At 51.2% G+C, this 19,424-nt stretch carries 19 protein-coding genes and 1 pseudogene; 12 read left to right on the top strand and 8 right to left on the bottom strand.

Going from position 1 to position 19,424, the window contains the following annotated elements:
- Positions 1 to 81: 81 nt before the first annotated feature.
- From AACR41_RS10525 to AACR41_RS10515, 3 genes are all read right to left on the bottom strand, one after another.
- Positions 82 to 633 carry a hypothetical protein gene (locus tag AACR41_RS10525; RefSeq protein ID WP_030006622.1) on the bottom strand — a complete coding sequence of 184 codons (552 nt, stop codon included), beginning with the start codon at positions 631 to 633 and terminating at the stop codon, positions 82 to 84.
- 106 nt (positions 634 to 739) lie between these two features.
- Positions 740 to 1,582: an SWIM zinc finger family protein gene (locus tag AACR41_RS10520; RefSeq protein ID WP_030006621.1), complete on the bottom strand. Its 843-nt coding sequence runs from the start codon at positions 1,580 to 1,582 to the stop codon at positions 740 to 742.
- Between the two features lie 69 nt (positions 1,583 to 1,651).
- Positions 1,652 to 2,437: a M15 family metallopeptidase gene (locus AACR41_RS10515; RefSeq protein WP_084150002.1), complete on the bottom strand. Its 786-nt coding sequence runs from the start codon at positions 2,435 to 2,437 to the stop codon at positions 1,652 to 1,654.
- Between the two features lie 135 nt (positions 2,438 to 2,572).
- On the opposite strand from AACR41_RS10515, the gene AACR41_RS10510 reads away from it, so the two are divergent.
- The gene (locus AACR41_RS10510) at positions 2,573 to 3,508 is read left to right on the top strand and encodes an AEC family transporter (RefSeq protein ID WP_030006619.1); all 936 of its coding nucleotides are present in this window, start codon (positions 2,573 to 2,575) and stop codon (positions 3,506 to 3,508) included.
- Here the strand turns inward: AACR41_RS10510 and aroC are convergent.
- Positions 3,505 to 4,599 (bottom strand): chorismate synthase, encoded by a 1,095-nt coding sequence (aroC, locus tag AACR41_RS10505; protein ID WP_030006618.1) that lies wholly within the window; start codon positions 4,597 to 4,599, stop codon positions 3,505 to 3,507. The genes AACR41_RS10510 and aroC overlap by 4 nt on opposite strands.
- Before the next feature lie 197 nt (positions 4,600 to 4,796).
- Between aroC and AACR41_RS10500 the strand changes: the two are divergent.
- Positions 4,797 to 5,826, top strand: a pseudogene (locus AACR41_RS10500) (ABC transporter permease).
- Here the strand turns inward: AACR41_RS10500 and AACR41_RS10495 are convergent.
- The gene (locus AACR41_RS10495; RefSeq protein ID WP_030006617.1) at positions 5,827 to 6,690 is read right to left on the bottom strand and encodes an energy-coupling factor transporter transmembrane component T family protein; all 864 of its coding nucleotides are present in this window, start codon (positions 6,688 to 6,690) and stop codon (positions 5,827 to 5,829) included.
- A 131-nt stretch (positions 6,691 to 6,821) separates the two neighbouring features.
- Between AACR41_RS10495 and AACR41_RS10490 the strand changes: the two genes are divergently transcribed.
- Complete coding sequence (locus tag AACR41_RS10490; protein ID WP_030006616.1) at positions 6,822 to 7,673, top strand: universal stress protein; 852 nt, start codon at positions 6,822 to 6,824, stop codon at positions 7,671 to 7,673.
- Between the two features lie 93 nt (positions 7,674 to 7,766).
- Here AACR41_RS10490 and psbM read toward each other — a convergent pair whose 3' ends face one another.
- Together psbM and AACR41_RS10480 are read right to left on the bottom strand one after the other, a co-directional pair.
- Positions 7,767 to 7,871, bottom strand: a complete 105-nt coding sequence (psbM, locus tag AACR41_RS10485) for a photosystem II reaction center protein PsbM (RefSeq protein ID WP_012307751.1) — start codon at positions 7,869 to 7,871, stop codon at positions 7,767 to 7,769.
- Between the two features lie 132 nt (positions 7,872 to 8,003).
- Positions 8,004 to 8,300 carry a 2Fe-2S iron-sulfur cluster-binding protein gene (locus AACR41_RS10480; RefSeq protein ID WP_012307752.1) on the bottom strand — a complete coding sequence of 99 codons (297 nt, stop codon included), beginning with the start codon at positions 8,298 to 8,300 and terminating at the stop codon, positions 8,004 to 8,006.
- A 172-nt stretch (positions 8,301 to 8,472) separates the two neighbouring features.
- On the opposite strand from AACR41_RS10480, the gene AACR41_RS10475 reads away from it, so the two are divergent.
- The 9 genes from AACR41_RS10475 to AACR41_RS10435 all read left to right on the top strand — a co-directional run bounded on the left by AACR41_RS10475 (position 8,473) and on the right by AACR41_RS10435 (position 18,531).
- Positions 8,473 to 10,443 carry a hypothetical protein gene (locus tag AACR41_RS10475; protein WP_030006615.1) on the top strand — a complete coding sequence of 657 codons (1,971 nt, stop codon included), beginning with the start codon at positions 8,473 to 8,475 and terminating at the stop codon, positions 10,441 to 10,443.
- A 39-nt stretch (positions 10,444 to 10,482) separates the two neighbouring features.
- Complete coding sequence (locus AACR41_RS10470) at positions 10,483 to 11,223, top strand: HAD family hydrolase (RefSeq protein ID WP_030006614.1); 741 nt, start codon at positions 10,483 to 10,485, stop codon at positions 11,221 to 11,223.
- A gap of 5 nt (positions 11,224 to 11,228) precedes the next feature.
- Complete coding sequence (locus AACR41_RS10465) at positions 11,229 to 12,284, top strand: metallophosphoesterase family protein (RefSeq protein ID WP_030006613.1); 1,056 nt, start codon at positions 11,229 to 11,231, stop codon at positions 12,282 to 12,284.
- A gap of 75 nt (positions 12,285 to 12,359) precedes the next feature.
- Positions 12,360 to 12,560 (top strand): hypothetical protein, encoded by a 201-nt coding sequence (locus tag AACR41_RS10460; RefSeq protein WP_012307757.1) that lies wholly within the window; start codon positions 12,360 to 12,362, stop codon positions 12,558 to 12,560.
- A 79-nt stretch (positions 12,561 to 12,639) separates the two neighbouring features.
- Positions 12,640 to 13,212 (top strand): Uma2 family endonuclease, encoded by a 573-nt coding sequence (locus AACR41_RS10455; protein ID WP_030006612.1) that lies wholly within the window; start codon positions 12,640 to 12,642, stop codon positions 13,210 to 13,212.
- 161 nt (positions 13,213 to 13,373) lie between these two features.
- Complete coding sequence (locus AACR41_RS10450; protein ID WP_041443935.1) at positions 13,374 to 14,198, top strand: tetratricopeptide repeat protein; 825 nt, start codon at positions 13,374 to 13,376, stop codon at positions 14,196 to 14,198.
- A 107-nt stretch (positions 14,199 to 14,305) separates the two neighbouring features.
- Positions 14,306 to 16,564 carry a molecular chaperone DnaK gene (gene dnaK, locus AACR41_RS10445; RefSeq protein WP_030006611.1) on the top strand — a complete coding sequence of 753 codons (2,259 nt, stop codon included), beginning with the start codon at positions 14,306 to 14,308 and terminating at the stop codon, positions 16,562 to 16,564.
- A 98-nt stretch (positions 16,565 to 16,662) separates the two neighbouring features.
- Positions 16,663 to 17,610: a DnaJ C-terminal domain-containing protein gene (locus AACR41_RS10440; RefSeq protein WP_030006610.1), complete on the top strand. Its 948-nt coding sequence runs from the start codon at positions 16,663 to 16,665 to the stop codon at positions 17,608 to 17,610.
- A 9-nt stretch (positions 17,611 to 17,619) separates the two neighbouring features.
- On the top strand, positions 17,620 to 18,531 hold the full coding sequence (locus tag AACR41_RS10435; protein WP_030006609.1) for an RluA family pseudouridine synthase: 912 nt from the start codon (positions 17,620 to 17,622) through the stop codon (positions 18,529 to 18,531).
- Here AACR41_RS10435 and AACR41_RS10430 read toward each other — a convergent pair.
- Positions 18,520 to 19,386, bottom strand: a complete 867-nt coding sequence (locus tag AACR41_RS10430) for a mechanosensitive ion channel family protein (RefSeq protein ID WP_012307763.1) — start codon at positions 19,384 to 19,386, stop codon at positions 18,520 to 18,522. The genes AACR41_RS10435 and AACR41_RS10430 overlap by 12 nt on opposite strands.
- Positions 19,387 to 19,424 lie beyond the last annotated feature (38 nt).

Raw genomic sequence — 19,424 nt, 5'->3', positions numbered from 1 at the left:
AAGGGTCTTCCCTCTAGCTCCCCTCTGGGAGAGAATGGCACCCTCCGACCTGACGGCCTCCTCCCTCAAGGGAGGATTTCTTTAGGCTTGGGCAAGAATCGGCGGAATGCAGGGTTTGCCGCTGGGGGTGGCGAGGCTGGGGCCTGAGGTTTCAGGGCGACAGTGAATTTCGGCAGCGAGAATTGGGGGTTCAAAGGAGGCGATCGCCGCTTCAACGGTTTGGAAAGTCACCCCTTGGGCGAGAATTGGCGGAATGCAGGGTTTACCACTGGGGCTACTCACCAAGACGGGGGTCGAGTCCGTGCGGGGTTGGATGGTGGCGGCCAGGATCGGCGGTTCTAGGGTATCCGGGACGGTGTGATCCTTCAGGCTTGCTGTTTCTGCTGGGGCCGGATTTTTTGCCGCTGCAAGTTGCGCTTCCAGGGTGGCAATTTTGCCTTGATACTCTTGCTGTAAGGTGGCGATCGCCTCCCGCAACCGTTGCTCATGGTTGGTTTCGCTGGTTTGTAGATCCCGTCGCAGTTGACTCAGTTCCGTTTCTAAAGTGCCCAGCCGATTCAGATCGTCTTTTTTGACGAGGTAAAACGCCCCCGCACCAACACCACAACCAATCACAAAGGGAATAATCCACATAATTTCAATACACTCCAGGCAAAACCACTAAAAAAACAGATCGATTGTGACCTTTTTGCTGTATTTCAAGGCAATCGGCTTTTGATTTTAGCGAATTTTTCTGGATTTAGGCTGATTCGCTCGCATTCAACCCCTGTAAAGCTTGCATTAACCCCTTTTGACTAGCCATGCCATAGACATAATTGAGGTAACTTTGGAAAGCTTGGGCATCCTCTGGATTCAGGGCGATCGCCCCCAAAAGATCGAGGCTCGTGGTGCCATCGGTGGGCGGCGTAATCACAACCAAATCTGGATCGAGGGGATGGTCATATTGCCAGAACTGTTTAATATCAATAGTTTCCGGATTCTGTTGCGGTTGGGATGTTTCAATTTCTGCTTGATCATGGCTGGGTAAATTGGTCGCAGTTGCCGTGGCGAAATGTTGCCGTCGGTAGTCCCGGAGTGCATCGAGGATTTGTTGCTTGGTGCGGCCCCGCAGTTGAAAAATCACAAAGGGATCTTCGTTAAAGCGATCGCCGAGTTGATAATAAACCGCGCCAATGTGCTTACAGGGGTTGGCTTTATCGGGGCAGGTACAGCGGGAGTGGATATCTGCCAGGGTAAAGGGAAACAAATTCAAACCATTTGCCGTGAAGACCTGCTCAATGGCCGCCGGCATTTCCCCGGCTAGCAGTTGGGCCGAAAAGAGCGCCTTTTGGGCTAAACTTTCCACCACATAGCCCCAAGCTTCGTCACTAAAGGGGTCTAGTTTTAAAGAAACGCGGTAGGGTTCTGGTTCGCTCCCCTGCACGAGGGCGATCGCCTGGGCTTCGACGAAATCAATTTGCAGCACATTACCCGCTTTCGCATAGATGCGCGCCCGTTCGAGACGTTTTTTAAAGCGGTAAGAATCCAGTAATTCTAGCCACCGTTGTACCCACCAACGCTGTTGATCGAGGGTTTCTACCATGATCTAATGTTCCTCTGAGAATGTACGCCCATCACCTTTGTCTCTCCCAATCGTTTCCCAAGAAAAGGGCTACGGATTCAAATTGCGGGATTTGTAAAACGTTTCCAGACTATCTTGATCCCCCACAAAGCGCCAATGCCAAGGCTCGTAGGCGATGCCCTGGGGATTATCTCGCGGGAAAGACAACTCAAAACTATAACGGGCGGCATTATTTTGGAGCCACTGAAACGCCGCTGTATTTTCAAAATTTTCCTGGAGGTGGGTCGCTGGCAAATTTCCATCCCCTAGATCAATGGCATAGCCCGTATGGTGCTCACTGTAGCGGGGGGGCGCACTCACCTCCGCCCGTTTGGTGGTGTCCTGGGCGCGCTGTTCTTTAATGTCAAAAAATAAATATTGTTGCTCTTCGATGGTGCGGAAGGCTGAGAGTAAGGCTAAGTTGATCCCGGCTTGTCTGGCATCGGCCTGCATTTGAAGAAACTTTTCGGCGGCGGCGGGGCGTAATTTCAAGCGACCATCGGCACTCACGGCGACCAGTTCACTGACCTCGGCTTCGGGGTAGGGAAAATGACCGAGAATTTGTTCGCTGGTTTCGGTATCATTGCTGCCTGATGCGGACGGAGAAACATCGCTGGCAAGATCCTCTGGGGCAGCGGGATCCGGGGTGGCCTGGAAAAACTGGCGCGAGGCGATCGCCCCAAACCCGACAATGAGGATTCCCCCCAACCCCAACAAGAGGCGTTGCTTGGGGTTAGATCCTGTGGTTTTTTCGCTTTGTTCTGGATCTTTGTCCCGCACGACCTCAGGAATATCAATGTCATCCAGGACAGAGAGGTCATCAAATTCTTCGGACACGCTCAATTCCTACCGCTGCACTCCCTAAATATTTTGTGGTTCTATCTTATGTTGCTTTTTGAAGAATAGGAAAGTTCTCCGGCACAATCATCATCTGGTGTTAGGCTCAAACAAGGATCAAAGGTTAGGGACTCTATGGCAGAATTGCTGCTGCAATTGGCGCTCATCTACGGCAAGTTGGGGCTAGGCATTGGGGGCGGTTGGCTCCTGGGGAAATATCTCCCTGCATCCCTGGGGCGCAATCTGGGCAAAGGTCTGTTTTGGTTTGGCATTCCCTTGAGTGTGTTTGGCTTTGTGCGCCAGGTGGATTTGACAGGCACTCTCTGGTTTGCGCCGGTCGTTGCTTGGTTGGCAATGGGACTCTGTTTTGGGGTGGCTTGGCTCTGGTTGCGTTACCGTACCCCCGATTTATCGCTCCCCTCCCAGGGCAGTTTCCTGTTGGTTTCGAGCATTGGTAATACGGGCTATCTGGGCTATCCGATCAGTTTGGCGATCGCCGGGCCGGAAACTTTCGCTTGGGCGTTATTCTACGATCTGCTCGGTAGTCTGCTCTGGGGTTACGGTGTGGGGGTAATGGTGGCCACCTACTACGGCCAAGGAGAAAATCAAACTTGGTTAACACGCCTCAAAAATATGAGCACCCAGGTGGGCATCAACCCCTCCCTCTGGAGCTTGGTACTGGGGTTGGCCTGTAAACCGCTCGTTTTTCCTGAACCTCTGGAATGGAGTTTAGAAGTGGCGTCTTGGGTGGTGATTGGTTTAGCGATTATCTTGATCGGGATGCGCCTGGGGGAATTGGAACCAGGCACAAAAATACCTCCGGTGCGCAGTAGTCTCTTAATCAAAATGGCGATCGCCCCGTTTCTGTTCGGCTTGATCTTGCCTTTTTTCAATTTGCCCAACGTTATTTGTCTAGTGTTGGTGTTGCAGATCGCGATGCCGCCCGCCTTTGCCACCCTGATCGTCAGCGAAACCTATGCCCTCGATCGCCAGTTAGCCGTTAGTTCTCTGGCCACTGGCACCCTACTTTTGTTGGGAACACTGCCCATTTGGCTCTTGTGGTTTCGTTAGCTGAGTGTGCGACACTGCCCTTGGTGCCGCAAGAGATGATCACACAGCACGAGGGCAACCATCGCTTCCACCATCGGTACGGCACGGGGTAACACGCAGGGATCATGGCGGCCTTTGGCGGCGAGGGTTGCTTCTTCACCGGCTCGTGTGGCTGTCTGTTGTTCTTTCCCAATGGTTGCAGTGGGTTTAAAGGCGACCCGCAGGACAATGTTTTCGCCGTTGGAAATGCCCCCTTGGATACCCCCAGAACGGTTGGTTTTAGTGCGGATCTGGCCCTGGTCATCCACGGTAAATTCATCGTTGTGTTCTTGGCCCGTGAGCAAAGTCCCCGCAAAGCCAGAACCAATTTCAAAGCCTTTGCTGGCTGGGAGCGACATGGCCCCTTTGGCTAAATCTGCCTCGAGCTTATCAAATACAGGCATCCCCAGGCCGACAGGGACATTGCGAGCCACACATTCAACCACCCCCCCGATGGAATCCTTTTGCTTGCGAATCTCATCGATCAGGGCAATCATTTTTTCCGCCGCCGCCGCATCGGGACAACGAACAATGTTGCTTTCTACTTGCGCAAGGGTGACTTGATTCGGGTCAATATCAACGGCTTCACAGTCTTTGATCCGCTTGACATAGCCGATAATTTCTACCCCGGCCACCTGCTGGAGGATTTTTTTGGCGATCGCCCCCGCTGCCACCCGACCGATAGTTTCCCTCGCCGAAGAGCGACCACCCCCTTCATAGTTGCGAATCCCATACTTCGCATCGTAGGTAAAATCCGCGTGGGAAGGACGATATTTTTCCTTCATTTCCGAATAATCCTTGGAGCGTTGATCTTTATTGCGCACCAAAATTGAAATCGGAGTTCCCGTTGTTTTTCCCTCAAAGACCCCAGACATAATCTCACAGCGGTCGGCTTCGTTCCGAGGGGTTGTAATGCGACTTTGGCCCGGACGACGGCGGTCTAACTCCGCCTGGATTTCCGCTTCAGAAATTTCCACGAGGGGCGGACAACCATCAATCACGACGCCAACGCCACCCCCATGGGATTCACCATAGGTTGTAATCCGAAATAAATGTCCGAAGCTGTTGCCCATAGGTCTGATCGCAATGATGAAAGAGAAAAATTTGTGCCGAAATTTCAGAAAATTTCGAGACTGTATTGTAACCCAGTTCCCCAACCCTACCGCCTGTCATGACGTTAATTCCCCTCACTAGCCCAGAATAATTTTCTTGAGGAACGACCGCAGTTTCCTATAATTTTTCCAGTTCTATCTCTCCCCACCCATTGCCCATGGCTTCCCGTAGTAAAGCTCTCCAATACTACATCTTGGTGCGTCTGCTCCTGGCTCCCTTGATGTTGTTAACCATTATCACCGTCGTCTTCTTACTACTCCGGGCGACCCCAGGCGATCCTGCTGATGCAATCCTCGGCAACCGTGCCCCTGAAGCGACCAAGGCCCTACTCCGGGAACAACTAGGCTTAGATCTGCCCCTCTGGTTACAGTATGTCCGTTACCTCGGTAGCCTATTGCAATTTGACTTGGGGACATCCCTCACCAGTCGCGGCTTACCGGTGTGGGAGGTGATTCAGCAGCATTTTCCCGCAACCGTAGAATTAACCTTGTTTGGCATGATTGTTGCGGTGGTGGTGGGGGCTGGCGTGGGGATGATTGCAGCCTCCCGCCAAGGCACTTGGTTTGATGTGGGCGGGCGATTATTTGGGATTATCACCTACGCACTGCCTTTGTTCTGGATGGGAATGGTAGTGCAACTCATTTTTTCGGTGCAGTTGGGGTGGTTTCCCCTGGGGACACGCTTTCCGTTGGATGTGCCCCCACCGCCCACCTTGTCGGGCCTCTATACCCTCGATAGTCTACTCACGGGAAGTTTTTTTGCAACTCAGAACGGCTTTGTATTATTTGGTGTTGCCCTGCTGTACGTTGGGAATCCTTTTGAGTGGTATTTTTGAGCGCATTGTGCGGGTTAATCTGCGCCAAACGTTGCAATCGGACTATGTCGAAGCGGCGCGGGCCAGGGGTATTCCTGAACGAAAAATTCTCTGGAACCATGCCCTGAAAAATGCGCTCATTCCGGTAATCACGGTCTTGGGTTTAACCTTCGCGGCTTTGTTGGGAGGAGCGGTTTTAACGGAAGTGACATTTTCCTGGCCGGGTTTGGGGAATCGTCTTTATGAGGCAATTTCCCTGCGGGATTATCCAACGGTGCAGGGGATTATGGTGTTTTTCGGGGCAATTGTGGTGGTAGTCAGTCTGGTGATTGATATTGTGAATGCGTTGATCGACCCACGGATTCGTTACTAACTAGCCCCAGAGGAAGCGCAATGACCAAAAGGGCAGCAGCAACACAAGGATCAGCCAATCCCAACGGTGGAAGCGCAGTTGATGCCAACGGACAAGGTGCTGGTTTGGACTGGTGAAGCCCCGGATATCCATCGCCGTTGCCATTTGTTCAGCTCGCATCAGGAGATTTTCGAGGAGTTTTTCGGAGACCATCAGCCACAGTTGAGCACTCTGTTTGAACCCTAAGGTCTTCCAGGCGATCGCCCTTGTGCGGACTGAACGCGTTAAATTCTGAATTTCCTCCAACACGAGGGGAATAAATCGGAGCGAGAGGGTCAGGGTGAGCAAAATTTCTGTCACCGGAACCTTGAGTCGGCGCAGCGGCCCCAGGAGAAACTCTAAACCCGTGGTGATTTCTTCCGCTGCCGTGGTCAACAGATAGAGATTGGTGCTGTAGAGCAACGTGAAAATTTGTGTACTGAGCTTAATGCCCAGATCGAGTTTGAGGCGCGTGACGGAGATAAATTGAAACTGCCACACCACATATTCATAGTTTTGCTGAATATCTAGATCCTCTGCCGGTAAACGGGGCTGATGATCAAGCACCAAGCCATCGGGGGTGATTAACGTAACCCCAAACAACACCAAACAAAAAATTAATAGCAACCCCATCTGTTGTTTCCAGACCCGCAGGGGAATTAATGCCGTTAGGGTGATCGCGATTAATAATCCCACCAAACCCAAGCGCCACAGGTTGTTCGCCAAAATCGGCCCAATCAAAAAACTCATCAACCAAGCGAGTTTTACCCGGGGGTCTAGTCGGTGGAGCCAGGTTTGGGGCTGCTCCAGATATAACCCAATGGGCAGCGATCGCATCAAATCCATCGTGGTGAAAATTCCGTAAAAAAATCAACTTCCATTATGTAATAAGCCTTAAAATTTCCCGCCCTCAGAAGGGAGTATGCTGGATCCTAGGGATAAAAGCCCATTTGAAAAACCCCGTTAACAGTCGTCCCATGATTAGAAAAATTCTCTTCGCTGATTCTGGCACCGGGCAAGTCCAGGATATGTTGAAAAACTTGCTCAAGCTCCCTGCCTTCAAAGACACTAGCATCAATATCCTCCATGTCGTGAAGGAAGAGCTGACTCCTGATATCGAACAAAAAGGCTACGAAACCGGCGGTAAGCTCCTCGCCCAAGCCCTCCAAGACCTCAAGCTCGATCCTGGCAACGTCAACACCATTCTGCGCCAAGGAGATCCCAAAGATGTGGTCTGCAAGGTCGCCGATGAAATTGATGCCGACCTAATTTTAATGGGTTCTCGGGGACTCAAACGGCTACAGTCGATTCTCGCTAATTCTGTGAGCCAATACGTGTTCCAACTCACCAACCGGCCGATGCTCCTGGTTAAGGATGACATCTATGTGCGCACGGTCAAAAAAGTTATGGTCGCTATCGATAAGTCCGATGCGGCGATGTATGGTTTGGATTTAGCCCTGCAAATGCTGCGGGACTATAGTGGCTGCGAACTGCTACTCCTGCGGGTTAACCCTGATCTGCCAGGGAATCTTTCCCTTTCCCAAGCAGAAATGGACGCGAATCCGGCCCTCGCTCCAGCGATTCAACGGGCTAAACAAATGGGCATTGCGTACAAAACGTTAGTCGTTGGGGGTCGTCCTGGGGCCACGATCTGTAATGTCGCCAAAGACCAAAACATTGACTTGTTAATCCTCGGTTCCCCAGACCGCCGTCCTTCCATTGCTAAGAGTATGCCTGACCTGGATCGCTTGCTGGGCACGTCTCTATCGGACTATGTGCGGGTCAATGCGCCTTGTCCTGTGCTCTTAGCTCGGACTGATGCCAGCTAAAAAGAAAATCAATTCACAGCCATAAAAAAGGGGGCGATCGCCAAGGATCTGTCCCCCATTGTTTTTTATCGTGTTTTTTTAAAATGGTTTTTCTTAGGAAGCCGTTTTGTTGGTCTGGATATAAAGGATCAACAAAAAAACGGTGGGTACGAGTACAAAAAGAATCGTTGCAATGAAACCGAGATCGTTAACTTGCATTGAATAATCGCCTCTTCATCGAGCTAGATCACAATGATATCAAGAATATCACCTCTAGCTCCTTACCAGGGGCGATCGCCACGGGGATTCCCAAAGAATATCTTCCTAAACAAAAAACCAAAGAGGCTGCCCTTAGGGTTTGGTTTTTACAACAACATCCCCATGGGCCAAGGTTTGGCAAGCAAGGCGATAGCTGGGGGGCTTACGCTTGAGACGCCGCTTCTCAAAATCAGTCTTGGGCGACAGGTTTTCCATCCCCTCCAGAATCTCGACAATGCAGGTTCCGCATTGGCCAACACCACCGCAATTCATCAATTTTCCGCCGAAAGTGTACAAATCCACGCCATTTTGCAGGGCTTTTTCCCGTAAATTTGCACCATCTGCCGCAATCACGTCCTTATTTGCCGGAACGTAGGTGATATTAGCCATGAACCCTCCTGTGTTGAATAAATGATCAATTCTATTTTAACAAGGTTAAGTTTTTATAAGAAAAATTACGAACCCAACGCTGTTTTCTCGATCCTAAGGCCTTTCCCTTGGGCAAATCAAAGCGGGTATGATAATCCAGAGTGACATCACCCCTCACCCATCTGTAATTTCCATGGAAGAACTGCTTTATCTCGAAGTCCCTACCCCCGACACTGACAAAGTTTGCCATTGGCTACAGACCAGTTGGCAACCCCGACACGGAGAGAAGCAGCAGACCCCCACAGGCATTCGCCTAGTCGCCAATGGGGCCGAACTCTCGATTTTCACCTGGAATGTGCAGCGTACCACCTACTTAAAAGTATTTGCCTGGGCGTCAGGATTTCCCCAGCCCCAGAGTCTTTGTCGCCAACTCAAATCAGATTTAGAACAAGCTTTCCCCAATCAGTACCCAGCCCCCCCTGAAATTCAACCAGGCCAATCCATTTTTGACGCTTTGGCCGCAGATTATCCGAAAACAGTCGAATATTTCCAGAAATTTCCCCAGGGAGAGTTTGACTTGCAGCGGGCCTATTGGTGGGAAAAACGCTGGCGGGAAACGGTGAAAAATCCCCAAGCGCCCCAACCCGTTATTTTTGAAAAAAATCAGCCCGCCGATCCCCAGTTCGCCCAATATGACTTGGTTTACATTGGTGGCGCTTTAGGGGTGATCCATGCTGCTGTTATGGCACGACTGGGTTACAAGGTGTTGCTAATTGAGCGGTTGCCCTTTGGGCGGATGAACCGGGAGTGGAATATTTCTCGCAGTGAACTCCAAAGCCTGATTAATCTGGGCTTGTTTGATGAAACAGAAATTGAAACCTTAGTTGCCCGTGAATATAAAAACGGATTTAACAAGTTTTTTGATGGGAATAATCCGCCCCACCTCAAGGCGAATATTCTCTACACGCCGACGGTGCTGAATATTGCCGTGGCTTCGGAGCTGTTGCTCGAAAAATGTGGTGAAAAACTACGGGCTGCTGGGGGCGAAATTTGGGATCAGACGGAATTTGTGCGGGCAGATATTGGCCGAGAACGGGCGCAGATTTTCACGAAATCATTGGCGACCGGGGAAGAAAAAATTGTTCAGGCGCGGCTGCTGATGGATGCGATGGGGACGGCTTCTCCCATTGCGGCGCAGTTGAACCAGGGACGTCCTTTTGATAGCGTTTGTCCGACAGTAGGGGCCGTGGTAAAGGGGTTTGATCCGGCGGTGTGGGATAGCGAATATGGGGATGTTTTAAATTCCCATGGGGATATTTCCCGGGGCAGACAGTTAATTTGGGAATTGTTTCCGGGTCAGGGGGACGAGATGACGATTTATCTGTTCCATTACCACGAGGTAAACCCAGAGAATCCGGGGTCTTTGTTGGAAATGTACGAAGACTTTTTCAGCATTTTGCCGGAGTACCGCCGCTGTGACATGGCACAACTCACCTTTGAGAAGGCGACGTTTGGTTATATTCCGGGTTATTTCAATGTGGGCGCAGGCGATCGCCAAGTGGCCTTTGATCGACTGTTGGCCATTGGGGATGCAGCCTCCCTCCAGTCTCCGCTGGTCTTTACGGGGTTTGGTTCCCTGGTACGCAATTTAGACCGTCTGACGAAACTGCTGGATATTGCTCTCCAAAAAGATCTCCTCGACCAGCAAAATTTGAGCAAGATCCGCGCCTACCAAAGTAATATTGCGGTGACTTGGCTCTTTTCTAAGGGGATGATGGTGCCGACGGGGATGAAGTTACCGCCCCAACGGATCAATGCCATGTTGAATACCTTCTTTGGGCTTTTAGCGGATTCCCCCCCAGAGGTGGCCGAGACCTTTATTAAAGACCGCACCAGTTGGCTAATGTTCAATAAGCTGGCCCTGGTTGCCGCCCGCCAAAACCCGGCTTTAATTATGTGGATTTGGCAAATGGCTGGGGCAAAGGACTTTATCCGCTGGGTCGGTGCTTATTTTGCCTTTAGTTTTGATGCGGTGTTGAGTCTGCTGTTGATGGGTTGGTTACCCCAGTGGCTCGAAAACTCGGAAGCTTGGCTATCGGAAAAATACCCTTCCCTCTGGCTGAGTCTGCTCAGTTTAAAATATCGGCTCACCGTCGGCACCTAAAATGTTATTGACCTTGGCAACGGATTAGCGGCATTTACGATGATTACAGTGCAAGTGGGCGATCGCCTTTTTGAAAACATTACGGGAATCATTTTTGATAAAGATGGCACCCTCGCTGACTCCCAAAACTACCTGCGGGAACTGGCCCAAAAGCGCGCCCGGTTGATCGATGCCCAAATTCCTGGGGTGGGAGAACCGCTCCTGATGGCCTTTGGGATGGTGGATGGAGTGCTTGACCCGACGGGCTTAATGGCGGTGGGCAGTCACCCAGAAAATGCGATCGCCGCCGCTGCCTACATTGCCGAAACGGGGCGCAGTTGGTTTGAGGCCCTTGACATTGCCAAAAAAGCCTTTGCCGAAGCAGAAGAAATCCTTGGCGATCGCAGCGACACATCTCCGCTGTTTACCGGCAGCCTAGAGGTGCTGAAATTTTGCCATGATGCCGGGTTGAAGCTAGGCATTCTTTCCATGGACAGCACCGCCAACGTGGAAATTTTCGTCAAAACTTACCAGTTGCAAGACTATATTCAGCTAAAAATGGGCGCAGAATTTGGCCTCAAACCCGATCCAGCCTTATTTTTACAAGCCTGTGCAACCTTAGGCACTGAGCCACGTCAAACCCTAATGATTGGCGATGCCCCAGGGGATATTCAAATGGCCAAGGCGGCAGGGGCCGCGGGCACCGTGGGAATTTGTTGGGGAGATGCTACCCAAGCGCACCTAGAAACAGCGGATGTGGCGATCGCCAACCTCGATGAAGTGAAAATTTTGCGGGGCTAAAACCAATGCACGGGAATCGACGACAATTTTTAACCTATGGGGGCTTGGCCCTAGGGAGTTTACTTATTTCGCGCGGGATTATTGCAAAATCTCAGGCGATCGCTAATCCTGTACCAACTGCTCTCAATACCCCAGCCCCAGGGGAGACGCGCCTGGTGGTGATTAGCGACCTGAACAGCGCCTATGGTTCCACGGATTATCTGTCCCAAGTGAAACGGGCGATCGCCTTGATTCCTGATTGGCAACCGGATCTAGTGCTCTGTGCGGGCGATATGGTCGCAGGTCAAAAAAGCAGCCTCACCCCAGCCCAGCTCACCGCCATGTGGCAAGCCTTTGAACGATACATTGCCCAACCCCTGCACCAAGCAAACATTCCCTTCGCCTTCACCCTAGGGAACCACGATGCTTCCGGCTCCCTGCGTGATGGAGAATATGCCTTTGCCGCAGATCGTCAGGCGGCCAGTCAATATTGGCGCAACCCTGCCCATACTCCGACCCTAGACTTTGTTGACCGTCGTCATTTCCCTTTCTATTACAGCTTTACCCAAAACAATATTTTTTATTCTGTGTGGGATGCTTCCACCGCCCGCATTAGTCCAGCACAGTTGGCTTGGATCGAAGCCAGTCTCGCCAGTGACCAAGCCCAACGGAGTCGTTTACGGTTCGCCCTAGGGCATTTATCCCTCTATCCTGTCGCTTCGGGCAGCCGCTCAGAACCAGGAAATTATCTCCATGACGGCGATCGCCTCCAAGCTCTGCTCGAAAAATACAACGTCCACACCTATATCAGCGGTCACCAACACGCTTACTATCCCGCTCACCGGGGGCAATTGGAACTGCTCCATACTGGTGCTTTAGGAGATGGGCCGCGTTCTCTAGTTCAAGGCAATCTTTCCCCCTACCGGAGCCTCACGATGATTGATATTCCCAGGGGCGGCACAAACTTGCGCTACACCACCTACAACATGGATCGCCTGACTGTGGTTGATCACGGCACTTTACCCGGCAGTTTGAATACTCCGAGGGGACATTTGCAACGTCGCGATTTACGGGCCACTTGAGCAAGATATCTGGCGATCGCCAACCTGGATGCGCTAAAAATTACCTAGACTGTCGGGATTTGAGGAGAAAAACAAATGCAAGTTTGGTTAACGAGTGTTGTCGTCCTGTTTATCGCAGTGCAAATTTTTCAGCTAATCAAAGGATTTTTTGTGCCCTTGCCTTTCTACATTTTGGGGGGCGCTTTTTTGGCGATCGCCTCCAACTATGACAAAGGCATCATGACAGTCTTCAAATCAAAGGAATCACCCGACGACCAAAGCAACACCAAATCCTAATCGCTAAGGCAATCTGCGCGAAAAACTTATGTTAGCTTGAAGGCAAGGCAAGCGGTAAAGTCCCAGGTGAGAAAAAACCATGACCCCACAAACATTGGCAAAACCCATTTCCCCCGAAGCCTATTTAGCCCAAGAAGAACAGGCAAGCGATCGCCACGAATATATCCAAGGAGTGATTAAACCCATGGCTGGTGGGACACCAACACACCATAAACTCGCGTTCAATACGGCGATTACTTTAAAAATTGCCCTCAAAAAACAAGCCTATGAAATCTTCCATGCAGATCAGCGACTCTGGATTCCTTCCCAGCAAATTTATACCTATCCCGATGTGATGGTCACTGGCAAGCCCTTGGTGTTGCAGGAGGGGCGAAAAGATACCGTTTTAAATGCCTGCCTCATTGCCGAAGTGCTTTCCCCTGCGACAAAAAACTATGACCGCAGCGAAAAGTTCCATTACTATCGCTCTATCCCAGAGTTTCAAGACTATCTGCTCATCGAACCGGAGTGGCTATTTGTGGAGCATTACCATCGTCAAGGCCCGAAACAATGGAGCCTCACGGAATACACGGCCATTGATGAAGTGATTCACCTTGTTTCCATCGATTGCGATCTGGCCCTAGCCGACATTTACGAAGACATCGAATTGTAATTTTGCTTATTCGCCGCGGCAAATGTGTGGGAATGCGGTAAGTTAGGCGATCGCCATCAATCATCAAACTAATGCAAAGTCTTAAGGACGGGAACTTAACGCTGTCATGGCCCTCTAAGATGGAACTAGGTAACTATGCGCAGCCCCGAACGAAAATTCCCATGAACAGCAGCACCCCTTGGATCCTTTTGGGAACAGTCCTCCTCCTCGGCTCCGGCACCCCCGGACTGTCCCAGACCGCCCCTGAAACAAGCAATAACGCCGCCAACGCGATCCAACGGTATAACGCGGGGGTCGATGCCCTCACCCAAGGGAATTTTGAGGGGGCGATCGCCGAATTTTCAGCGGCCATTAACCTCGACGAATCCGACCCCGACGCCTATTACAATCGCGGCTACAGCTACCATGTCCTGGGGGAATACCAGGCCGCCTACGATGACTATAGCCAGGCGATCCAGCTCAAACCCGAATTTGCCGACGCCTACGGGAACCGCTGTTACGCCGCCTATTTGCTCGACAACTATGAACAGGCGATCGCCGATTGTGACCAAGCGATCATCCTCAAAAATAACAATCCAGATTTTTTCATTAACCGGGGCAACGCCTACGACGATCTCGCGCTTCAGGCCCGCAACGCCAACCAAACCGAACTCGCCAACGGTTACCATGCCAAGGCGATCGCCGACTACAATGCAGCCCTGACCCTCCGGCCCAACTATTTCAAGGCCTACTACAATCGCGCCCTGGCCCACAACCGTTTTGAAAATCACACCGCCGCCCTCCAGGACTACACCGCCAGCATTACTGGCAATCCTGAATTCGCCGAAGCCTACTACAACCGCGCCATTACCCACTACAAACTCGATAATCTCGAACAGGCGATCGCCGATATGACCCAAGCTGTCTCCCTTTTTGAGCAGCAAAACCAAGCCACAAACCAAACCCAAGCCCTCAAAATTCTCGAAAGCCTCCAAGGTCAGCTCTGAAATTCCCCAATCGCTCCGATAAAATAAAGGGCAAATATTGTTAACAATCGTGGCGCAACCTAATATATATAGATTGTCGGGCCACACCAAGGAGAATCAAAAAACGCATGGGTAGAGTAGTCGGCATCGATCTAGGAACCACAAATTCCGTCGTTGCAGTGATGGAAGGCGGCAAACCCCTTGTCATTGCAAATTCCGAAGGAGCCAGAACCACCCCCTCCGTCGTTGGCTTTAACAAAGATGGCGAACTCCTCGTCGGCCAAATGGCGCGCCGTCAAGCCGTACTCAACCCCCAAAACACCTACTACGGCGTCAAACGTTTCATGGGTCGCCGCTACAGCGAACTCACCCCCGAATCCAAACAAGTCCCCTATACCATTCGCCGCACCGATACCGATACCGTCAAAATTCGTTGTCCCCGTCTCCGCCAAGAATTCGCCCCCGAAGAAATTTCTGCCAAAATTATTCGCCGCCTTGCCGACGAAGCCGAACGTTACCTCGGTGAACCCGTCACAGGCGCCGTAATCACCGTACCCGCCTACTTCAACGATGCCCAACGCCAGGCAACCCGTGATGCCGGACGTATTGCCGGTCTCGAAGTCCTGCGGATTATCAACGAACCCACCGCCGCCGCCCTTGCCTATGGCCTAGAACAACAAGGCAGTTCCTCGATTCTGGTCTTTGACCTGGGGGGCGGAACCTTTGATGTCTCCGTCCTAGAAGTGGGCGATGGCGTTTTTGAAGTGAAAGCCACCAGTGGCGATACCCAGCTTGGTGGAAATGATTTCGATAAAAAAATTGTTGATTGGCTCGCTGAAAAATTCCTCGAAGCGGAAAATATTGATCTGCGCAAAGACCGCCAATCCCTCCAACGACTCACGGAAGCTGCTGAGAAAGCCAAAATTGAACTGTCTGGGGTTACGGTCACGGAAATCAATCTTCCCTTTATTACCGCCACCGAGGAAGGCCCGAAGCACCTCGAAACCCAACTCGACCGTGCCACCTTTGAGAGCCTTTGCGGAGAATTGATTAGTCGTTTGCGTCGCCCCATTAAACGTGCCCTCCAGGATGCAGGCATTAGCCCTGTGCAAATTCGAGAAGTAGTTCTTGTGGGGGGGTCTACCCGTATTCCCCTCGTGCAGGGTCTCGTGCGGAGTTTCATTGACCGCGAACCCAATCAAAACGTCAACCCCGATGAAGTAGTGGCAGTGGGGGCAGCGATCCAAGCGGGGATCCTCGGTGGAGAAGTCAAAGATATTTTGCTGCTTGATGTGACGCCTTTGTCCCTTGGGTTAGAAACCATCGGTGGGGTGACGAAAAAGCTGATTCCCCGGAATACGACCATTCCGGTGCGGCGTTCAGATATTTTTTCGACGGGAGAAAATAACCAAACCGTCGTCGAGATTCATGTCGTCCAGGGGGAACGGGAAATGGCCCAGGGGAATAAATCCCTCGGTCGTTTTAAGTTAACGGGAATTCCGCCAGCGCCCCGTGGAATTCCCCAGGTACAGGTATCCTTTGACATTGATGCCAATGGTATTTTGCAGGTGTCAGCCCGGGATAAAACCACCGGACGGGAACAGAGCATTACGATCCAGGGTTCCTCCACCTTGACAGATAGTGAAGTTAACCGGATGATGCGGGATGCAGAGCAATTTGCCCAAGAGGATCGAGAGCGACGGGAGAAGGTTGAAAAACGGAACCGGGCCAAAGCTTTAACGGATCAAGCCCAACGCAGATTGAAGGAAGTCACCCTTGATTTTGGTAGCCAGTTTGCGAGCTACTATCGTCGCCGCATTGAGAGTTTGTCCCAGGAAATTTTAGAGAGCCTCAAACAAAATGACGATCGCCGTTTGGATCGCGCCCAGGCGGATTTACAGGATGCGTTGTATGAGCTTAACCGCGAGGTACGCCTCCAGTATGACCAAGGGGAAGATGATTCTTTCTTTGACACGATTAAGAAAACCTTGATCGGTGATGACGAGGATGATTTGTACTATGATTCCCGTTCTAACTACCGACCAGGGGCTGGCTACCCACCCCAGCGGGGCTATGATGCGCCACCACCCCAGCGCAACTATGACTATGCCCCCCGGCCACCCCAAAGGCCGCAACCGACCCGCAATTATGATTATGGGGCTGCCCAACCGCGCCAAAATTATGGGGGCGATCGCCCACTAGATGACCGTTATGGGAATGGTACTGCCCCCCGTCGTCCCGTGGAACCGCCCGCTTCTCGCCCACCGCGACCCACCAGTCGCGATCCCTACGAACAACGGAACGTCTCCCGCAAGTATTACAGCCAAGGCCAAGGGCGCAATATCCCCTACGAAAATGATTGGGACGAGGACGATGAATGGTTCTAGACAGTTGTTTTACTTCGTAATTCCGGCATAATAAACATCACATCTGGGAACAGTGCGCCATTATCTAAGGAGAGAATTCCTCACTCTGTCGCCTAAATATGAACAATTTGCGTAACTATTATGAAATTTTAGGCGTTCCTCGTAATGCCTCTAGTGATGAGATTAAGCGCTCCTTTCGACGGTTAGCGCGGCGCTATCATCCGGATGTCAACCCAGGGGATAAGGTAGCAGAAGAAAAGTTTAAGGATCTCAACGAGGCCTATGAAGTGCTGTCCGATGATGGGCGGCGATCGCAGTATGACCAGTTCACCCGGGCCATGGGGGGAAAATACAGTCGCCCTGGTTTTAACCGCACCAATCGACCCCAGCGCAACGATTTTAGCCAGTTCGCCAATATTGGCAGTGTCAATCCCTTTGGGCCGAAAGACCGACAGCAGACCACCGCCCGGGTCCGGAGCAATAGCTACGAAGATTTTCGCCCCGGCACCACAAAAACAACCAAAGTGGCTACCCCAAAATCCCCTGCTAAACGGGATGTGGAAGCACGTCTCACCCTGCCCCTGGAAAAAGCCTATCGGGGGGGACGGGAACGGATTCGCCTCGAAGATGGGCGATCGCTCGAAGTTGATATGCCGCCCCACATGGTCGATGGCCAGCGCATTCGGTTGCGTAATCAGGGTATCAATGGCGGTAACTTATATCTCAAAATTACTGTGGCCCCCCATCCTTTCTTTGAGGTGCAAGGCGCTGATATTTACTGCCAAGTGCCCCTCAGTCCTAGCGAAGCTATTTTGGGTGGTTCCATCGAAATTCCGACCATTGACGGCCTAGTGAAAATGACTGTGCCCAAGGGCGTTAAACCAGGGCAAAGATTGCGGTTGGCGAATAAAGGGTATCCCCGTAGCTCTGGCTCTCGCGGTGACCAACTGGTGGAAGTCCAGCTCGTTTTACCACCAGAGATTACCGAAGAGGAGCGGGCTTTGTACGAAAAACTGCGGGAAGTCGAAAGTTTTAATCCCCGCAAAAATATTTATCAGTATTCATAAATTTGTAAAATGCTCAATCAAGGCTGGGTCTACCGGGATCGCGTGAAGCCCTCCCAAGCGGGCCTATCGGTCTTGGATTTTTATGGGCAATTTTATCGCCATTCAACGCGACAGGAATGGGCAGAACGTTTTGAAAATCAGCAGATTTTCGTAGACGGCAAACCGGCCACTGCCACACAACGTTTAGCAAAGAATCAACGGCTAGAGTATCATCGCCCCCCTTGGGAAGAGCCAGATGTCCCGTTAAATTTCCAAATTTTGCACCAAGACCTACATTTTTGGATCATTGATAAACCAGCGGGTTTACCGGTGTTGCCAGCGGGCAACTTCCTGGAAAATACGTTGTTAGCGCAACTCAAAAGGCAATTTCCTGACGAAACACCAGTGCCGATTCATCGCTTGGGACGGGGAACTTCTGGATTAATGATCCTGGGGCGATCGCCTTTGGGGCGACAGTCCCTAACACGCCAATTACGAGAACATCAAATCACAAAAATTTATCGGGCCGTCATTCCAGCGGGCGATTATCCTGATCAAATCACCATCACCACGCCCATCGGCAAAATCTGCCATCCTAGCCTGGGGACAATCTTTGCCGCCACAGCAGATGGTTTATCTGCCCATAGTGAAATGCGAGTTCTAGAACGTCTAGCAAAAGTTTCACGGGTTGAGGTGCAAATTTTCACTGGACGCCCCCATCAAATTCGGATTCACATGGCAGCAATGGGCTTTCCCCTGGTCGGCGATCGCCTTTATCTTCCAGGGGGCTTACCGGCTATTTACAAAGATGCTAATCACAGTCCTTTGCCAGGGGATTGTGGTTATTCTCTTAATGCTTATTACCTAAAGTTTCAACATCCCCACCAGGACAAACCAATCGATTTTTTCTCGCAGCTTCAGGCGTCTTGTCTAGATTTCTGATTGCAATTGCACAGCCAGGGGAGTGAGCTGGATCGTTTCAAAGGGCATATCAATCCCTGCTGCGGTTAAAGCGGTAAAAACTTTTTCTCGGAGAGCAAAGCGTTCGGGAATATGGGTGCGCTCATTGCGTAACCAAACCTGAAGTTGGAGTGCCACATTATAGTCATTGAGAGCTGTCACCACCACTTTAGCGGGCGGTGTGTCGGTAAATATGCTGCGATCATCGACCAAAGACAAGAGGATCTGTCGTACCCGCTCTAGATTTTCATGGACAGCGACGGTGACATCAATATCGAGGCGTAACTGCGGAAAATTGGTGTAGGAGATCACCGTTGAATTGATCACGACAGAATTGGGCACCGCTAACATCCGGCCATCAACGGTAACAATGCGCGTGCTCCTTAGGGTAATTGTTTCGACGCGACCATAGAGGCCATTAATTTCCACGAGGTCATCAATCACAAAGGGCCGATCCCAAAAAATGAGCAGTCCAGAAATCAAGTTAGAAAGGGCATCCCGGGCAGCAAAACCGACCGTTAATCCCACAAGTCCCAGGCTGGTGACGATTGCGGCCATGTTAATCCCAACTGCGTTGAGGGCTTGGATCGCGCCAAAGGTCAAAATGGCGTAGCGAACGAGGGTTCTTAAGAAGCTGGCGGAGGTTTTATCGAGTTTTGATTTTTTGAAGGACGCATAGAGGGGCACATCAACAATCTTCCAAAGGCAGTAGAACACCGCGAAGGTAATGAGGGCAACGACGAGGTTGATTAGGCCCTGGGCGATTTGGTCACCGATAACCTCTAGGTTAAAAACGTTTTGGAGGCGATTGGCGATGCTGGTGAACAGGGTTGACATGGTGCTGCGTAGTGGCAATGACTTTAGTGTAATGGGGC

The organism is Picosynechococcus sp. NKBG042902 (assembly GCF_963864045.1).
In the GTDB taxonomy this organism is placed as follows: Bacteria; Cyanobacteriota; Cyanobacteriia; order Cyanobacteriales; family MRBY01; genus MRBY01.
The sequence above is the reverse complement of the archived record's forward strand: the minus strand, read 5'-3'. Positions and strand labels throughout refer to the sequence as shown.